The 16,488-nt window shown below is 65.5% G+C and carries 17 protein-coding genes; 6 read left to right on the forward strand and 11 right to left on the reverse strand.

Annotated elements, in window-relative coordinates; translation table 11 throughout:
• Positions 1–3: 3 nt before the first annotated feature.
• Complete coding sequence (locus A3M1_RS27200) at positions 4–705, reverse strand: L,D-transpeptidase family protein (protein WP_018390297.1); 702 nt, start codon at positions 703–705, stop codon at positions 4–6.
• 208 nt (positions 706–913) lie between these two features.
• On the opposite strand from A3M1_RS27200, the gene A3M1_RS0117525 reads away from it, so the two are divergent.
• The 5 genes from A3M1_RS0117525 (at position 914) to der (ending at position 4,984) form a co-directional block, all read left to right on the forward strand.
• Positions 914–1,483 (forward strand): NnrU family protein, encoded by a 570-nt coding sequence (locus tag A3M1_RS0117525; protein ID WP_018390299.1) that lies wholly within the window; start codon positions 914–916, stop codon positions 1,481–1,483.
• Between the two features lie 36 nt (positions 1,484–1,519).
• On the forward strand, positions 1,520–2,341 hold the full coding sequence (gene panB / locus A3M1_RS0117530) for a 3-methyl-2-oxobutanoate hydroxymethyltransferase (RefSeq protein WP_018390300.1): 822 nt from the start codon (positions 1,520–1,522) through the stop codon (positions 2,339–2,341).
• Positions 2,342–2,493: 152 nt separating this feature from the next.
• Positions 2,494–3,300, forward strand: a complete 807-nt coding sequence (locus A3M1_RS0117535) for a tetratricopeptide repeat protein (protein WP_018390301.1) — start codon at positions 2,494–2,496, stop codon at positions 3,298–3,300.
• A 10-nt stretch (positions 3,301–3,310) separates the two neighbouring features.
• On the forward strand, positions 3,311–3,613 hold the full coding sequence (locus A3M1_RS0117540; RefSeq protein ID WP_245261732.1) for a hypothetical protein: 303 nt from the start codon (positions 3,311–3,313) through the stop codon (positions 3,611–3,613).
• Between the two features lie 30 nt (positions 3,614–3,643).
• Positions 3,644–4,984 (forward strand): ribosome biogenesis GTPase Der, encoded by a 1,341-nt coding sequence (der, locus tag A3M1_RS0117545; protein WP_018390303.1) that lies wholly within the window; start codon positions 3,644–3,646, stop codon positions 4,982–4,984.
• On the opposite strand, the gene A3M1_RS0117550 is transcribed toward der, so the two are convergent.
• The 6 genes from A3M1_RS0117550 to radA form a co-directional block, all read right to left on the reverse strand.
• A complete protein-coding gene (locus A3M1_RS0117550) occupies positions 4,966–6,138 on the reverse strand; it encodes a glycosyltransferase (RefSeq protein WP_245261733.1) in 1,173 nt (390 codons plus the stop codon). The two genes, der and A3M1_RS0117550, sit on opposite strands and share 19 nt — an antisense overlap.
• 31 nt (positions 6,139–6,169) lie before the next feature.
• Positions 6,170–6,940 carry an SDR family NAD(P)-dependent oxidoreductase gene (locus A3M1_RS0117555; protein WP_018390305.1) on the reverse strand — a complete coding sequence of 257 codons (771 nt, stop codon included), beginning with the start codon at positions 6,938–6,940 and terminating at the stop codon, positions 6,170–6,172.
• A 17-nt stretch (positions 6,941–6,957) separates the two neighbouring features.
• Positions 6,958–7,374 carry a VOC family protein gene (locus A3M1_RS0117560; RefSeq protein WP_018390306.1) on the reverse strand — a complete coding sequence of 139 codons (417 nt, stop codon included), beginning with the start codon at positions 7,372–7,374 and terminating at the stop codon, positions 6,958–6,960.
• A 5-nt stretch (positions 7,375–7,379) separates the two neighbouring features.
• Entirely contained in the window at positions 7,380–8,879 is a 1,500-nt protein-coding gene (gene purF, locus A3M1_RS0117565) for an amidophosphoribosyltransferase (RefSeq protein WP_018390307.1), read from the reverse strand.
• Positions 8,880–8,977: 98 nt separating this feature from the next.
• On the reverse strand, positions 8,978–9,583 hold the full coding sequence (locus A3M1_RS0117570; RefSeq protein ID WP_245261898.1) for a CvpA family protein: 606 nt from the start codon (positions 9,581–9,583) through the stop codon (positions 8,978–8,980).
• A gap of 102 nt (positions 9,584–9,685) precedes the next feature.
• The gene (radA, locus tag A3M1_RS0117575; RefSeq protein WP_018390309.1) at positions 9,686–11,107 is read right to left on the reverse strand and encodes a DNA repair protein RadA; all 1,422 of its coding nucleotides are present in this window, start codon (positions 11,105–11,107) and stop codon (positions 9,686–9,688) included.
• Between the two features lie 270 nt (positions 11,108–11,377).
• Between radA and A3M1_RS0117580 the strand changes: the two genes are divergently transcribed.
• The gene (locus tag A3M1_RS0117580) at positions 11,378–11,668 is read left to right on the forward strand and encodes a hypothetical protein (RefSeq protein WP_018390310.1); all 291 of its coding nucleotides are present in this window, start codon (positions 11,378–11,380) and stop codon (positions 11,666–11,668) included.
• Here the strand turns inward: A3M1_RS0117580 and alr are convergent.
• The 4 genes from alr to rplI all read right to left on the reverse strand — a co-directional run bounded on the left by alr (position 11,650) and on the right by rplI (position 16,478).
• A complete protein-coding gene (gene alr, locus A3M1_RS0117585) occupies positions 11,650–12,765 on the reverse strand; it encodes an alanine racemase (RefSeq protein WP_018390311.1) in 1,116 nt (371 codons plus the stop codon). The two genes, A3M1_RS0117580 and alr, sit on opposite strands and share 19 nt — an antisense overlap.
• A 10-nt stretch (positions 12,766–12,775) precedes the next feature.
• On the reverse strand, positions 12,776–14,260 hold the full coding sequence (locus A3M1_RS0117590) for a replicative DNA helicase (protein WP_018390312.1): 1,485 nt from the start codon (positions 14,258–14,260) through the stop codon (positions 12,776–12,778).
• A 167-nt stretch (positions 14,261–14,427) separates the two neighbouring features.
• Complete coding sequence (locus A3M1_RS0117595) at positions 14,428–15,687, reverse strand: cyclopropane-fatty-acyl-phospholipid synthase family protein (RefSeq protein WP_018390313.1); 1,260 nt, start codon at positions 15,685–15,687, stop codon at positions 14,428–14,430.
• A gap of 221 nt (positions 15,688–15,908) precedes the next feature.
• Complete coding sequence (gene rplI / locus A3M1_RS0117600; protein ID WP_018390314.1) at positions 15,909–16,478, reverse strand: 50S ribosomal protein L9; 570 nt, start codon at positions 16,476–16,478, stop codon at positions 15,909–15,911.
• Between the last annotated feature and the right edge of the window lie 10 nt (positions 16,479–16,488).

Raw genomic sequence — 16,488 nt, forward strand, 5'->3', positions numbered from 1 at the left:
CCTTCAGCGGACGACGATGATGTGCGTGTTGGCGCGGCCATACTGGCTGACAATGGCGAACAGCGCTTTGGCATTGCCAGGATGCAGCCGCACGCAGCCATGCGAGGCGGGGCGGCCGAGCCGGCCGATAGCATTGGTGCCGTGGATCGCCCAGCCCCTGTGGAAGAAGATCGCATAGGGCATCGGCGCGTTGTCATATTTGCGCGAGAAATAGCGCTTGTGCATGCGCTCGGGCCGGTAGGTGCCGAGGGGCGTGCGATAACCCTTCCGGGCAGTCGAAACCGGCCAGGCATGGCGCTCGACCCCCGCCACCGACACCACCATGCGCTGCTTGGAAAGGCTGACCTCCACCCGCACATCGGGCGGTGGCGGGGTTGCCTCCAGTGGACCGGAAGGGTCCCCGATGGACGCCGCCTGCGTTGCGGGTGCGGCAGGTGCCAGAGCAGCAGGCACCGTAGGAGAGAGGATCGTCTGCGGCGTGGTTGACAGGGCGGGGGCGGAAAGCGCCCCCGGGGTGGCGACCGAAGGCGGGCTCATCTCCGGCGGCGCCGCGACCGTGGCCAGCGCGACATCGCTGCGAGCCGCTTCACCCAGCTCCGTTACCGTCGGCGCGCCGGTGGCCGTGGCCACGACGCCCTGCGCGCGCGCCGGTGGAGCGAGGGCGAGCAATAGACCCAGTGCGAGAATCACCAGCACGGCTTTCATTCCGGTTCCCCCCAACCGACGGCGTCATCATTCTGACACGCCCCCCTAGGGTACGGGAGGGGTGTCCCCTCTTATGGTTTACACATCCCGGCGGGACCCGATGATGCTCGCCTCCGATGCCCCGGACAAAAAGTCGGACCTCGCCCGGATGGCGCGGCGATTGGAAACGATCTAGCGTGCGCGCCATCGCACACCGGGGAGCACGATCATGATCCTGATGCTGGCGGGGCTTGCCCTGTTCGTTGCCATTCACATCGTCGCCGCGCGGCGCAAGATGGGCACGGCGTTGACGGAACAATTCGGCGTCACCACCTACCGGATCGTGCACGGCGTGCTCGCGATTATCGGCGTGCTGATGATCGCCTATGGTTTTGGCCAGTGGCGTGCGGAAGGCCCGGCCCAGCTCTACAACCCGCCCGTGGGCCTGCGCCATCTCGCGCTGCTGTTGATGCTGTTCGCGTCCATCTTTGCGGTGGCGGCGCTGGTGCCGAGCCATATCAAAGCGCGCCTGAAGTTCCCGTTCCTGGTGGCGATCAAGACCTGGGCGCTGGCCCATCTCATCTCCAATGGCGACGCCGCGACGGTGACGCTCGCCGTGGTTATCCTCGCCTGGGCGGTGGTGCTGCGGATCATGGCCAAGCGCCGCGCCGCGCCTCTGCCGGTTGCCCCCGGCAACTGGTGGGGCGACCTCGTTGCGGTCGGCGGCGGGCTTGTGCTTTATGCCATCCTCACTTTCTGGTTCCACCCCTATATCGTTGGGGTGCCGGTAATGGGCTGAGCAAGCCCTTGCAAGAAAACGAGGAAACAGCCTGACATGTCCGTCCAGTCCGCCGCCCGCCGCCTCACCGCACCCGACATCAGGGCGCGCAAGGGCGGAGAGCCGATCGTCTCGCTGACCGCCTATCACGCCCACACGGCCCGCCTCGTCGACCCGCATGTCGACTTCATGCTGGTTGGCGATTCGCTCGGCATGGTGATGCACGGCATGGAAACCACCGTGCCGGTGACGGTCGACATGATGATCCTGCAGGGGCAGGCGGTCATGCGCGGCTCGGCACGGGCGCTGGTGGTGGTGGATCTGCCCTTCGGCTCCTATGAGGGCTCGCCGCAGCAGGCCTTCGCCACCGCCGCGCGGGTGCTGAAGGAGACGGGCGCCGGCGCGGTCAAGCTGGAAGGCGGGCGCCGCATGGCGGAGACGGTGCGTTTTCTCGCCGATCGCGGCGTGCCGGTCATGGGCCATGTCGGCCTTACCCCGCAGGCGATAAACACGCTCGGCTCTTTCAAGGCGCTGGGCCGCGACGAGGCGAGCGCAGCTCTGATTCTCGACGACGCCCGCTCGATTGCCGAGGCCGGCGCGTTCTCTATCGTCCTGGAGGCGATCTCTGAGCCGCTGGCCCGGCAGATCACCGAGGAGGTCGCGCCGCCCACCATTGGCATCGGCGGCTCGCCCGCTTGCGACGGACAGATTCTTGTTCTTGAGGACATGCTCGGCCTGTCCGATCGCGTGCCGCGCTTCGTCAAGAAGTTCGCCGATATCGGCCCTGCCATCGGCGCGGCGGTGGAGGCCTATGCGAACGAGGTGCGGGCGCGCAGCTTCCCTGGCCCGGAGCATGTCTACGCCCCGAAAAAGAGCTAGAATTCTTGCACGTGCAGGGGAAGCGCGCAGCGGCATACACAGTCGCCGCGCGATTTGCCTTGTTGAAGCCGCATCGGTAGTTTACGCGGCCCTTTCCAGTACCGGCCCCGCTTCCTTGCGGCGCCCTTCCGACGAGTGCCCACGGACGCGACATGGCTGACATCTTCAACGAGATCGACGAGGACCTGCGCCGCGAGCGCTTCGGTCGGCTGTGGACGCGCTACGGCGCCTACCTCATCGGCTTTGCCGTGCTCATCGTCGTGGCTGTCGCCGGGTGGCGCGGCTATGAGTGGTGGCGCCTGCAGCAGGACCAAGCCGCTGGCGCGCAGTTCGAGGCGGCGATGAAGCTGTCTGCCGAGGGCAAGACCACCGAGGCCGAGGCTGCCTTTGCCGCTTTGGAGAAGGACGGCACGCGCGGCTATCGCATTCTGGCGCGCTTCCAAGCCGCGGATGAACTGGCCAAGACCGACCGAGCGACAGCCGTCGCCGACTATGACGCGCTGGCGCGCGACGCCTCGATCAGCCCGCTGATGCAGAATGTGGCCCAGGTGCGTGCCGCGCTGCTGCTGGTCGATACCGCCCCGCTTGCCGACATCGAAGGACGGATGAAGCCGCTCGACACTCCTGCGGGCGCATTCCGCCATTCCGCCCGCGAGCTCATCGGCCTCGCCCAGTACAAGGCGGGCGACTATGCGGGCGCGACCACGACCTTCACCACCATCCTTGGCGATGGCGAGACGCCTCCCGGCCTGCGCCGCCGCGCGGATCTGATGCGGACGCTGGCGGCCTCCTCGCTGCCAGTTCCGGCGCCCGCCGCGTCTGTCGCACCGGTACAGACCACCCCGCCTGCGGCGGAACCTGCTCCGGCTCCCGCTGCTGCTTCGCCCGAGGCGCCCGCTGCGGCGCCCTCGACATCCCCGACATCCGAGCCGGGGGCGGCCACCCCCGCTGCGCCGTGAGGAGATGCTGATGCGCAATGAGACGTCCATGTTCCGCTCGCGCCTGCGCCGCGCCGTTCTGCTGCTGCCAGTGCTGGGCCTGACGCTGGCGGCCGCCGGCTGTGAGACGCTTGAAACGCTGAACCCGTTCAATGAGCGCGAAAAGCCGTTGCCCGGTGCTCGTCAGCCGGTGTTTCCCGAAGGCGTGCCCGGTGTCGATTACAATCAGGCGCCGCCGCAGCCGGCGAATTCCGCCTACAATCCCTACCAGAACGAGCCGCCGGCCGCGGGCGCGGCTTCCGCCGTCAGTCCCGGCGCAGCCCCGGCGGAATAGAGCTGACGGGCGCGGAGGCCCATCCCTTCCATGACGATGACCGTCGCGATCGTCGGCCGGCCGAATGTCGGCAAGTCGACGCTGTTTAACCGTCTTGTCGGCAAGCGCCTGGCGCTGGTCGACGACAGGCCTGGCGTGACCCGTGACCGGCGCGAGGGCGACGCTCGGCTAGGCCACCTGTCCTTCCGCATCATTGATACGGCGGGGCTGGAGGAGGCCAAGGCGGAATCGCTTGAAGGCCGCATGCGCGCGCAGACCGAGGCCGCCATCGCTGATGCCGATGTGCTGCTGTTCATGATCGACGCCAAGGCTGGTATCACGCCAAGCGACCGCTCCTTTGGCGAACTCGCCCGCCGCTCCGGCAAGCACACCATTCTCGTTGCCAACAAGGCCGAGGCGAAGGGCTCCGAAAGCGGCACGCTGGATGCCTATGCCTTGGGTCTCGGCGAGCCGGTGGAGCTTTCCGCCGAGCATGGCGACGGCATGGGCGATCTCCTCCGTGCGTTGGCGCTGTGTGTGCCAGACGAGGGCGATGAAGAGGAAGAATCCGAGGCCGGACGGCGTATCCGCGTCGCTGTGCTCGGGCGCCCGAATGCCGGCAAGTCCACGCTGATCAACGCGCTTCTCGGCGAGGATCGGCTGCTCACTGGGCCGGAAGCGGGTATCACCCGCGACTCGATCGCGGTCGATATAGAGCGTCACGGGGTGGAACTTCGGGTCTTCGATACCGCCGGCATGCGCAAGCGCGCCCGGATTGAAGACAAGCTGGAAAAGCTCTCCGTCGCTGACGGACTGCGCGCCGCCCGCTTCGCTGAAGTCGTCATCGTGCTGATGGACGCCACCCATCCTTTCGAGGAGCAGGACCTGCGTATCGCCGATCTCGTCGAGCGCGAGGGCCGGGCGGTTGTTCTGGCGATTTCCAAGTCCGACCTAGTCAAGGATCAGCAGGGCTTCGTCACCCGCATGCGCGAGGAGGCCGATGATCGGCTCTCGCAGGTCAAGGGCGCGCCGGTGGTGCTGGTGTCAGGTCTCACCGGCGAGGGGCTCGACCGTCTGGTGCGTGCCGTGCAGCAGGCGCACGAGGTGTGGAACCGCCGCGTCGCCACCAATCCGCTGAACCGCTGGCTGATCGAGACCACTGACCAGCATCCGCCGCCGGCCGTTTCGGGTCGCCGCATCAAGCTGCGCTACATTACGCAGCCCAAGGCCCGGCCGCCGAGCTTCGTGCTGTTCTGCTCGCGCGCCGACGCGCTCCCCGAGAGCTATGTGCGCTATCTCGTGAATAATCTACGCGCCAGTTTCGACCTGCCCGGCGTACCTATCCGGCTCACGCTGCGCGAGAAGGACAATCCCTACGCCGAGAAGGACTGAGCCAGTCCAGAAAATAGCCGCAGGCCCTTTCGAGCGATGAGAGCCCCCTGTCGCCGGGCAGCGATAAGCGTGTACTTTATCGTTCGGCCGAGACGCCGTTCCGGGCGGTTTCGGCTGTCATGCGCTTCCATCGATTGGCTTTGCACATAAGTGGCGAGAAGTCGCTCCTGAGCGATCATCGGGTCTGCGGCCAAATGCGCTGCTCGGGCCGCGTTGTCGCTCGGCACTGTAGCCAGCATGGCGTCGAGATAGGGCTCTAGCCGGTAACGCGCGAGTCCCTTGGCACCCAGTTCCCCGATGAAGGCGCGGCCGCGAGCGTAACCATCAACGATCTCCTTTGCCAGGGCTGCGGCATCAAGCCGACGTTCGCAGCATCTGCCGCTAAAGTTGAAGCGGGCTGCGCGGTCAAAATTGTCATGGGTCAGATAGCCCGGGCCCCCGAAATGGTCATAGACGAAGACCGGCACTCCGCCCGCCAGAGCGTAGGGGGCGCTCTTGCCGATGCTGACGATGAGATCGCTCGCGTGGATGACGACGGGCGTCACCATCGCCTGCCGGCCTTGCCTGAGGCCGATGCGCTGAACTTTATGGTCCAGTGCCAGGCGGTCTATCGCCCCCATAAGTTCGGGGTCGTTGTGGTTGGAAATGAGGGTGATCGTCCTCAGGGTGCCTTGGGTCGCAGAGGACGGCCGAAAAAACGCCGCTGGCGCGGCGTTGTGGAAGACCGTGATGGGCGCCTGAACGCCCGCTCCGCGCAGGCTGTTCGCCGTCTCTTCTGAATTGGCGAAATACGCATCTGCAAGCACGCGATCATGGCGCCAACCGCCGCTTTCCATGAAACTCCTTCGACCCAGCTTGCCGAAGACGAAGGCGGTTTTTTCCAGCGAATGGGCATCGCGTCTGTAATCGAACAGCCCGGCAACCTGATGCTGAATATAGGCGAGGTCATAGCGGAAAGGGGCGATCTCGCGCGGATCTGTGACGATTTTCACGCCAAGGCGGGACCCGAATATGTCGGCCATTGGGGCCGCCGCCACGCTCGCGAAGACGGTTAGCCGGTGGCCGCGGCTCTTGAAGTATTCCGCCATTTCCAGGCAGACGATTTCAGAGCCACCATAGAGAGCAAGATGGTTGGTCGCGATCAGAATGTTCAATGAAGCTCGGCCTTTGGCGTATCCGGGACACTCATGATGGATGGTTGAAAGACATGAGCCGCTGCGTGGGAAAGTCGTAGAGACGGCCGGTTTCCTCAAAGCTTGGCAGGCACAGGGCGAGGATCGCCCGCGCCACCTCTTCGGGGGTGGGCAGCGTGTTCGGGTCTTCGCTCGGGAACGCTTTGGCGCGCATGCGGGTGCGGATGGGTCCCGGATTGATCAGGTTGATCTTCAGGCTGGAAATGTTCTCCACCTCCGCCGCCCAGGTGCGCGCCAGCACTTCCACCGCCGCCTTGGTGACGGCGTAGGGCCCCCAGAACGGCCGCGCCTTGTGTGCCGCGCCGGATGAGACCATCACCGCCCGCCCGGCCGTGGAGAGCCGCAGCAGCGGGTCCAGCGAGCGGATCAGCCGCCAGTTGGCGGTAAGGTTCACCGCCAGCGTGTCGGTCCACTCCTTGGGGTCGACCTGCGCCAGCGGCGTCATCGGACCGAGCACGCCGGCATTGCCGACAAAAATGTCGAGCTTGCCGAAGCGCTCATAGAGCGCACCGCCGAGCCGGTCGATGCCCTCGCCATCCTTGATGTCGAGCGGCACCAGAGTTGCGGTAGAGCCGGCCTTGACGATCCGGTCGTCCAGTTCCTCCAGCGCGCCGCTGGTGCGGCCCAAGGCCACCACATGCGCGCCGGCCTCGGCCAAGGCGAGGGCGGTGGCATGACCGATGCCGCGCGTGGCGCCGGTGACGAGGGCAATGCGGCCGTCAAGCGGCCGCGCGGCAGGCTCTGCCGGGGAAAGGTCGGACATGGCAATTCCTCAAAGGCTCAAGCGTCGTCGGTCATAACCAAGGAAGGCGCGGACCGCCGGGCCGGGCCGTGAGTGACCGCTTCAATGTTGTTACCTTCGGGATCGAGCACGAAGGCGGCGTAATAACCGGGATGGTAGTCGCGCAGGCCAGGCGGCCCGTTATCGCGCCCGCCGGCGGCAAGCGCGGCGGCGTGGAAGCGGCGCACAGTCTCTTCGTCCGCTGCCTGGAACGCGATATGGGCCCGCCCGGTCGGTGGCGAGCCCGGCGACACAAAGAGTTCGTCGGCGAAGAAATAGCCGTCGCCCTCGACCAGCGGCACGTCAAGCACCGCGAGGACAGTCGCATAAAAGAGGCGGCAGGCTTCATAATCGGTGACGACCAGCGAGATATGGTCGATCAACCGGCCGCGATGCCAATCGCGAAGCTCGACCATATCGGTCAGCTCGCCTCGGCGAGCAGCGAGAGCTGACGCGGCGCGACCTCGCCCTCACGATCGGAGAGCAGGGTGGGGTATTCACCGGTGAAGCAATGGTCGGTGAATTGCGGGCGCAGCGGATCACGGCCCTCATAGCCCATCGACTTGTAGATACCGTCGATGGACAGGAAGGCGAGGCTGTCGGCGCCGATATAGCGGCGCATGCCTTCGAGGTCGTGGGTGGCGGCCAGCAGCTTGTCGCGGTCCGGCGTGTCGATACCGTAATAGTCGGGATGGGTGATCGGCGGCGACGAGATGCGGAAATGCACCTCGCGGGCGCCGGCCTCGCGCATCATCCGCACGATCTTCACCGAGGTGGTGCCGCGCACCAGACTGTCATCGATCAGCACGATCCGCTTGCCTTCGACCACCGCTCGATTGGCTGAGTGCTTCATCCGCACGCCCTGGTCGCGCACCGACTGAGTCGGCTGGATGAAGGTACGGCCCACATAATGGTTGCGGATGATGCCAAGCTCATAGGGCAGGCCGGACGCCTGGGAGTAGCCGATGGCCGCCGGAACGCCGGAATCCGGCACCGGCACCACGAGGTCCGCATCGGCCGGGGCCTCAGCGGCAAGCTGCATGCCCATGGTCTTGCGGACCTGGTAGACCGAATGCCCCCCCACTACCGAGTCCGGGCGGGCGAAATAGATGTACTCGAAAATGCACGGGCGGGGCGCCACGGTGCCGAAGGGGCGCAGCGTTTCCACCTTGTCGGAGGAGAAGACGATCACTTCGCCGGGCTCGATGTCCCGCACGTGACGCGCACCAATTATGTCGAGGGCGCAGGTCTCGGAGGTCAGGATCGGGTGGCCGTCGAGCTCGCCGAGCACCAGCGGCCGGATTCCGAGCGGGTCGCGGGCGCCCACCAGCTTCTTGTTGGTGAGGCCGACAAAGGCGTAGGCGCCTTCCAGCGAGCGCAGCGCGTCAATGAAGCGCTCGGTGAAACGCGGGCGCTTCGAGCGCGCGACCAGGTGCAGCATCACCTCGGTGTCGGAGGTGGACTGGCAAATCGCGCCGTCGCGGATGAGCTGGCGGCGAAGCGTCAGGCCATTGGTCAAATTGCCGTTATGGGCAATGGCGAAGCCGCCGCCGTCGAGCTCAGCGAAGAGCGGCTGGACGTTGCGCAGAATGGTCTCACCGGTCGTCGAATAGCGCACATGGCCAACCGCGATATGACCGGGCAGGCGCTTGATGGCCTCGCCGTCGGAGAAGGCGTCGCTGACCAGGCCAAGCCGGCGCTCGGAATGAAAACGCCTGCCGTCATAAGTGGTTATGCCCGCCGCTTCCTGACCGCGATGCTGAAGCGCATGCAGGCCGAGGGCGGTGATCGCGGCCGCATCGGGGTGGCCATAAATGCCGAACACGCCACACTCCTCGCGCAGCGTGTCCCCGTATTCGTCGTAAAAATCGCCCGCTTCCGCCGATTTCGGCGCCACGTGATCACCCATCAGATCGGCCATAGGATCTTCGCTCCTCGGCGCAGTTCAAGGCTGCGCCCGCTCCACTATGCTCAAAAGCAACTACGTCCGGGACGCCTTGTCCCATGGGCGCGGTCGAATTAAGGCGCCGACGGTGTCACCGGGCTCGGCGTTGCCGGCGTGGTGCCCGGTGCAACGGGCTCAGGCGGCGGCTCGGTCGGCTCGGCGTCCTTCGAGCTGCGCATCTCTCGGATGAGGCTCTCGGGGTCTTCCGGCAGAATGGAGATGAGCCAGTCACCCGCACTTTGCAAGACCAGCTTGGCCCGCGCGTCGCGAATCCACTCCGGCTGACCCTGCTCGTTCTGGACCAGCCAGTTGAAGAACAGGAAGGCCACAACCATGATCAAGAAGCCGCGGGCGAGGCCGAACAGAAAGCCGAGGGTGCGGTCGAGTGCGCCGATGCGGCTGTCGAGCACGAGGTCGGATATTCGCACCGTGATAATCGAGACGATCAGCAGGGTGACGATGAACAGCGCGCCGACCGTGGCCGCCATCGCGAAAGTGTCGTTGGTGATGTACTGCTTGGCGAAGGGCAGGGCGTGCGGATACGCATAGAGCGTGACCAGCGCCGCCGCGAGCCAAGAGACGATTGCGAAGACCTCACGCACGAACCCGCGGACCATGGCGAGGAGGCCGGACACGACCATCACGGCGATCAGGATGATGTCGAGGAGCGTCAAGACGATCTCACCGTGGTCGAGGTGGCATGCACGGGAAAGCGCAGCGAATCTGCGCCTTCCAGCCTCGCAGGAGGCAGGGGCGAGGTATAGCGCGGCGTCGGGCGCCCGTCATCCCTCTTGCGAGGGAGCTGCGGCGCGGCGCGGTCCCTTGGCGGCAATGGCGGCCACGATATCCCCAAGAGAGGCGATGGCGTCGATCGCGAGCGGCGCTTCGGCCGGCTCCCGTCCGCTGGCGCCAGCGCCCTTGGCCGCCGGCGCTACGGCACGGGTGAAGCCCAGCTTGGCCGCTTCCTTCAGCCGCGCCACCGCGTGAGGCACGGCGCGCACGGCGCCCGTGAGGCTGATCTCGCCGAAATAGACGCTGTCCGGCGGCAGTACCGTTCCTGCCAGCGAGGAGATGAGCGCCGCCGCGACGGCGAGATCGGCTGCCGGCTCGCTGATGCGGAAGCCGCCGGCGACATTGAGGTGCACATCATGCGCGCCGAGCTTGATGCCGCAACGCGCCTCCAGAACCGCCAGCACCATGGACAGTCGGCTGGGGTCCCAGCCGACCACCGCCCGGCGTGGCGTGCCCAGGCTGGTCGGCACCACCAGCGCCTGGATTTCCACCAGCACCGGTCGCGTGCCCTCCATGCCCGCATAGACCGCCGTACCGGGGGCGCCGCTGTCACGGTTGGACAGGAACAATTCGGACGGGTTGGCGACCTCGGACAGGCCGAGGCCGGTCATCTCGAACACACCGATCTCGTCGGTGGGCCCGAAGCGGTTCTTCTGGGCGCGCAGGATACGGAAATGGTGAGCGCCGTCGCCTTCGAAGGACAGTACCGCATCCACCATGTGCTCGACCACGCGCGGGCCGGCGATCTGGCCGTCCTTGGTGACATGGCCGACCAGGATGACGGCGGCGCCAGCGCGCTTGGCGTAGCGGATGAGAATCTGCGCCGAGGAGCGTACCTGCGTCACCGTGCCGGGCGCGGACTCGACGGTGTCGGTCCACATGGTCTGGATCGAATCGATTACCACCAGCGCGGGGCGGCGACCCTCGGACAGAGTGGCGACGATGTCCTCGACATTCGTTTCGGCGGCGAGTTCCACCGGGGCGCCGGCGAGACCCAGCCGCTCGGCTCGCAGCCGCACCTGAGCCACGGCTTCTTCGCCGGAGACATAGATGATGCGGTGCCCGGCGCCTGCCAGCGCCGCGGAAGCCTGGATTAGCAAAGTTGACTTGCCGATGCCGGGATCGCCGCCGATCAGCAGCACCGAGCCTGGCACGATGCCGCCCCCGGCAACGCGGTCGAGCTCGGAAATGCCGACTTGCACCCGGGGGGCGTCTTCCGAGGTTCCGGTGAGACTCTCCAGCGCGATGAGCCGCCCCCGGCGGCCGCCGCGCAGATTGGCCGGCATGGTGTCAGTAGCTGTCGCTTCCTCGGCGATCGAATTCCACGCTCCGCAGGAATCGCATCGGCCCTGCCAGCGCGAATGCACCGCGCCGCAGATCTGGCAGATGAAGGATGCCGTGCGCTTTGCCATGAGTGAACCAGTGAGTGGAGAGATCAGACCGTCTTACTCGTCTGCCACCAGCCAACGCGGCGGAAACGAGGTGGGCGCATGTGTATCCACGGAAAATGCGCCTGGCGCAACTCTTGCATTCGCCCTATCGCAGGGCCATTGATGCGGCCGGAGACTTTGTTAAGGTGCGACAATTAGTGGAAAATACCGATTATTACCCGACTGAACGGAAGATATATCGTTATATTCCTTACGATGCTACCGCTAACGCTGGGCATCGGAAGCCTCTTATTGTGGCTGTGGCGGCGGCTGCACGTCTATCGGATCGACAAGGCGGGCATCACGCTCTGGTCGGGACGAGCCGTGCCCTGGAGCAAGGTGCGCAATTTCCAGTTTCGCAAGCGGATGGGCGAGGCGGGTCCGCGCATCACGCGGGTCGATATCCAGTTTGAGATCGGACGGGGCTTCATTGCTCCCGGCTGGCTTTGCAATGGCGATGAAGTCGTCCAGGCATTCCGTGACGGCGTGCGCCATGGCCTGCCAACCGGGCGCATGCGTTCCAATTACACCCAGCGACGGTGATAGCGGCGACCCAGCGAGGTGAGGATTTCATAGTCGATGGTGTGCGAGTGGCGTGCCAGATTGTCGAGCGTCAGTCCGTCGCCCAGCAGCGTAGCGAAATCGCCGGGCTGGACGGCATCCTCGGGGATTTCGGTGATGTCGACGGCGAGAAGATCCATCGAAATGCGGCCGATCAGCGGGCAGCGATGGCCGGAGACCACGGCTTCCGCGCCCGGGCGCAGGTCTGAGGCGCCAGCAAGACGCGGAATGCCGTCGGCATAGCCTGCGGACAGGATCGCGACACGCGAAGGACGGATCGCGGTATGGGCGCCGCCATAACCGACGGTTTCGCCTTCATGGACATGCCGGATGCGGGCGATGCGCAGTTCCAGCCGTACCACCGGCCGCAAGGGCGCGACATCCGCCCGTGGGCGTCCACCGTAGACAGCGATGCCAGGCCGCACGAGGTCGAAATGATAGGCCCGGTCTCCTATCGTTCCGGCAGAGTTCGCCAGCGAGGCGCGCACGTCGGGAAACAGCGCGGCGATGGCGCGAAAATCCTCCAGCTGGCGCGCATTGAGAGGATGATCAGGTTCGTCGGCGCAGGCGAGGTGGCTCATCAGCAGCGCCATTGGAAAGCCGAGCTCGGCGCGCCCCTCCGCGACGCTCACCGCCTCGGCCGGTGTCAGCCCCAGTCGGTTCATGCCGGTGTCGACGTGGATCGCTGCTGAAAGTTCTTCGCCGGTGTGCTCGCAGAACGCCCGCCAGCGCGCGATTTCCGCCGGGCTGCCGAGCACCGGCCGAAGGTTGCGTTCCCGATAGGCTGCCTCCGTGTCGGGGAACAGGCCGTTGAGGACGAAGATCTCCGCCTCGGGAAGCAGGTCGCGCAGGTCGCGTGCCTCGCTGAGGAGGGCCACGAAGAAGCTGCGCGCGCCCGCCTGCCACAGGGTTCTGGCGGCAGCGGCCAGGCCGATGCCGTAGCCGTCGCCCTTCAGTACAGCGGCGCAGGCGGCCGGTGCCGCGCGGCGCGCCAATTCCTGATAATTTGCCGCCAGGGCAGAGAGGTCGAGGGTGAGAACGCCGCCGGCCTCGGCGGGCGGAATAAGGTCAGCACTCAAGATGGTGTTCTCACGGCTCTGGTAGACGGTCGGACTGTACCAGATTGGAGAAGCGGGTGAACTGGGGCTCGAACGAAACCTTCACCGTTCCGGTGGGGCCGTGGCGCTGCTTGCCGATGATGACCTCGGCGACGCCCTGCGCCGCTTTCATGTCCTGATCCCACTTGAACCATTCCTCGGTGCCTTCCTTCGGCTCGCGGCCTTTGAGGTAATATTCCTCGCGGTACACGAACATAACGACGTCGGCATCCTGCTCGATCGAACCGGATTCGCGAAGGTCGGACAATTGCGGACGCTTGTCGTCGCGGCTCTCTACCTGACGCGAGAGCTGGGAGAGCGCCATGATCGGAACGCTCAGCTCCTTCGCCAGCGCCTTGAGGCCGGTGGTGATCTCGGTGATTTCCTGCACGCGCCCCTGTGATGAGCTCTTGGAGGAGCCGGTGAGCAGCTGGAGATAGTCCACCACCATGAAATCGAGGCCGCGTTGGCGCTTCAGGCGACGGGCGCGGGCACGCAGCTGGGCGATGGAGATGCCGCCGGTGTCGTCGATATAGAGCGGGATGGTCTGCATCATCTGCGCACAACTGGCGAGCTTGTCGAACTCGTGCTCGGAGATGTCGCCACGTCGGATCTTGTAGGAGGCGATCTCCGCCTGCTCGGCCAGAATACGGGTCGCGAGCTGCTCGCCCGACATTTCCAGCGAAAAGAAGCCGACCACGCCGCCGTCGATCGCGCGGATGGAGCCGTCCGGCAGCGTCTCCGAGTTGTAGGCAGCTGCCACGTTGAAGGCGATGTTGGTGGCAAGCGAGGTCTTTCCCATCGCTGGGCGGCCGGCGAGGATGATCAGGTCGGACGGCTGAAGCCCGCCCATCATCTGGTCGAGATCGCTAAGGCCGGAGGCGGTGCCGGATAGGTGCCCGTCGCGCTGGAAGGCGCGGCTCGCCATGTCGACGGCTTCTTTCAGCGCGTCGTTGAAGCGCATGAAGCCGCCATCATAGCGGCCGGTCTCGGCGAGCTCGTAGAGCCGCTTTTCCGCTTCCTCGATCTGCTCCTGCGGCGTGGCGTCGATCGGCGCCTCATAGGCCTCGTTGACGATTTCCTCACCAATGTGGATCAGGTCGCGCCGCACCGAGAGGTCGTAAATGGTGCGGCCGTAATCCTCGGCGTTGATGATCGTCGTCGCCTCGGCCGCGAGGCGGGCGAGATATTGCGGCGCGGTCAGCCCGGCGGCGTCGAAATCGCTCGGCAGGAAGGTCTTGAGCGTGACCGGTGTCGCCACCTTGCCGGCGCGGATCAGGGCCGATGTCGTCTCGTATATGGCGACGTGAATCGGCTCGAAGAAATGCCGGGGTTCCAGAAAGTCCGAAACCCGGTAGAACGCCTCGTTGTTGACGAGGATCGCGCCCAGCAGGGCCTGCTCCGCCTCGATATTGTGCGGGGCTGTGCGATATGTCGCGTCGGTCTCCGCCGGGGGGCGGTTCGGAGAATCGAGCATGGCTGTTCCGGGTGCGGGTGGGTCGACGTAACAGCTAGCGCCGCCCCGGGCAGAAGTCCGGGACGAATCGGATCGTTCCTATCTTCTCCTGTGGAGGGCCTGTGGAAAGCCGAATCTCGCTTGACGGGATTCTGCCACGCCTGGCCCTAGGCCACTGCGGTGTCGGGCTACTCGCCCGCCAGACGCAGGCCAGGGCGGTTCTGGCTTTCCATGTCGCGCAGCACCGCCTCGCCTTCGGCGATGTAGTTGCGCGTCAGCGGCACCACACCCTCGCGCCTGGCGAGCTGGATCTGGAAAACCATCATCCCCTGGTGACGGAAAGCCATTTCCGACGAGGCGAGATAGAACTCGAACATCCGCACGAAGCGCGGGTCGTAAAGCCGTTCAACCTCCTCGCGATGGGCGAGGAAGCGTTCGCGCCAGGCCTTGAGCGTCTCGGCATAGTGCAGGCGCAGGATCTCGATGTCGGTAACGAGCAATCCCGCCTTCTCCACCGCCGGCAGCACCTCGGACAATGCCGGGATGTAGCCGCCGGGAAAGATATATTTGGCGATCCATGGATTGGTGATGCCAGGCCCTTCCGAGCGGCCGATGGAATGAATGAGGGCGACGCCGTCCTCCTTCAGAAGCGCCGCCACCTTGCTGAAATACTCATCGTAGTGGCCGACGCCCACATGCTCGAACATGCCGACCGAGACGATGCGGTCGAACGGGCCGGGCACATCGCGATAATCCTGCAGGCGGAAGTCGGCGCGGCCGGTCAGGCCCCGTTCCTCGGCGCGCGAACGGGCGACTCCTAGCTGCTCTTGCGAGAGCGTGACACCGGTGACGCGTGCACCGGCGTGGCCAGCGAGGTAGAGCCCCATCCCGCCCCAGCCGCAGCCAATGTCCAGCGCCGTGAGGTCCGGCCGGTCAAAGAGTAGCTTGGCGGCAATGTGCCGTTTCTTGGCCAACTGCGCGTCGTCGATCGACTGGCCAGGTGCTTCAAAATAGGCACAGGAATATTGCCGGTCGGCATCGAGAAATAGCGAATAGAGCCGGCCGTCGAGGTCGTAGTGATGGGCAACGTTTTTTTGCGAACGCTCGGGCGGATTGAACTGGGCGAGCCGGCGGAAGAGGAAGCGCAGCCGGAGGAAAAACTGCGCGCTGGCGCTGGGTACCTGCAGCCCGACCTGCGACATCAGGAGGGCGAGCACCTCGGCGATGTCGCCCTGCTCGACCACCATTCCGCCTTCCATATAGGCCTCGCCGAAGGCGAGTTCGGGGTCGAGGACGATGTGGCGTTGCCAGGTATTGGAGGTGAAGCGGACAGTGAGTGCAGAACCACTGCCGTCCCCGAACAAGGCGCGGGCGCCGGAGGCGAAAACGACGTTGAGGGAGCCACGGCGCACGATGCGCTCGAGGACCTTGGCGAGCAACCGTTCCATCGGCCAATCCCAAAGTACTGGCAGTCGGCGACGACAAACCGCAAAGGCTCGTCTCCGCGGGAAGACTGCCTGCCCATGCTCTGGGCATGTCTGTTATCTGCCACTCATTGCATCACAACATCTTCGGCCTCGCAACATGGCCGGAGCGTTTTCGCATGCAAAAAAGCCCGGCCGTTACCGGCCGGGCCTCGACTTTAAGCGTATTCCGCAAGGTAAATGCTTCAGGCCTGCTCGGCTTCGGCTTCCTCGTCGGTCTCAACGGAGGCCTCTTCCGCATACTCGTCTTCGTCTTCATCGTCGCGCACGACGCTGAGGTCCTCGCCGCGCGACTGGCGCTGGGCTTCCTCGGGGCTCCGGGCGACATTGGCGCGGATCGACACTTCGACTTCGGGATGCAGCGTGACCGGCACGTCATGCACGCCGATGGTCTTGATCGGCTGGTTGAGGACGATCTGGCGGCGCTCCACCGAGAAGCCGGCGGCGGTCAGGGCGTCGGAAATGTCGCGGGTCGAGACCGAGCCGTAGAGGTGGCCTGTTTCGCCGGCCTGACGGACCAGAATGATCTCGGTGCCCTTCATCTTCTCACCGACCTTGGCGGCCTCGGACTTGAGTTCGAGGTTGCGCGTCTCGAGCTGGGCCTTCATCGATTCGAAGCGGCCCTTGTTCTCCTTGGTAGCGCGCAGCGCCTTGCCCGAGGGCAGGAGGAAATTGCGGGCATAGCCGTCGCGCACGCGAACGACTTCGCCCATCTGGCCGAGCTTGGCGACACGCTCAAGCAGGATGACTTCCATTTCAGTTCTC

Source organism: Ancylobacter sp. FA202, from assembly GCF_000380205.1.
GTDB lineage: Bacteria > Pseudomonadota > Alphaproteobacteria > Rhizobiales > Xanthobacteraceae > Ancylobacter.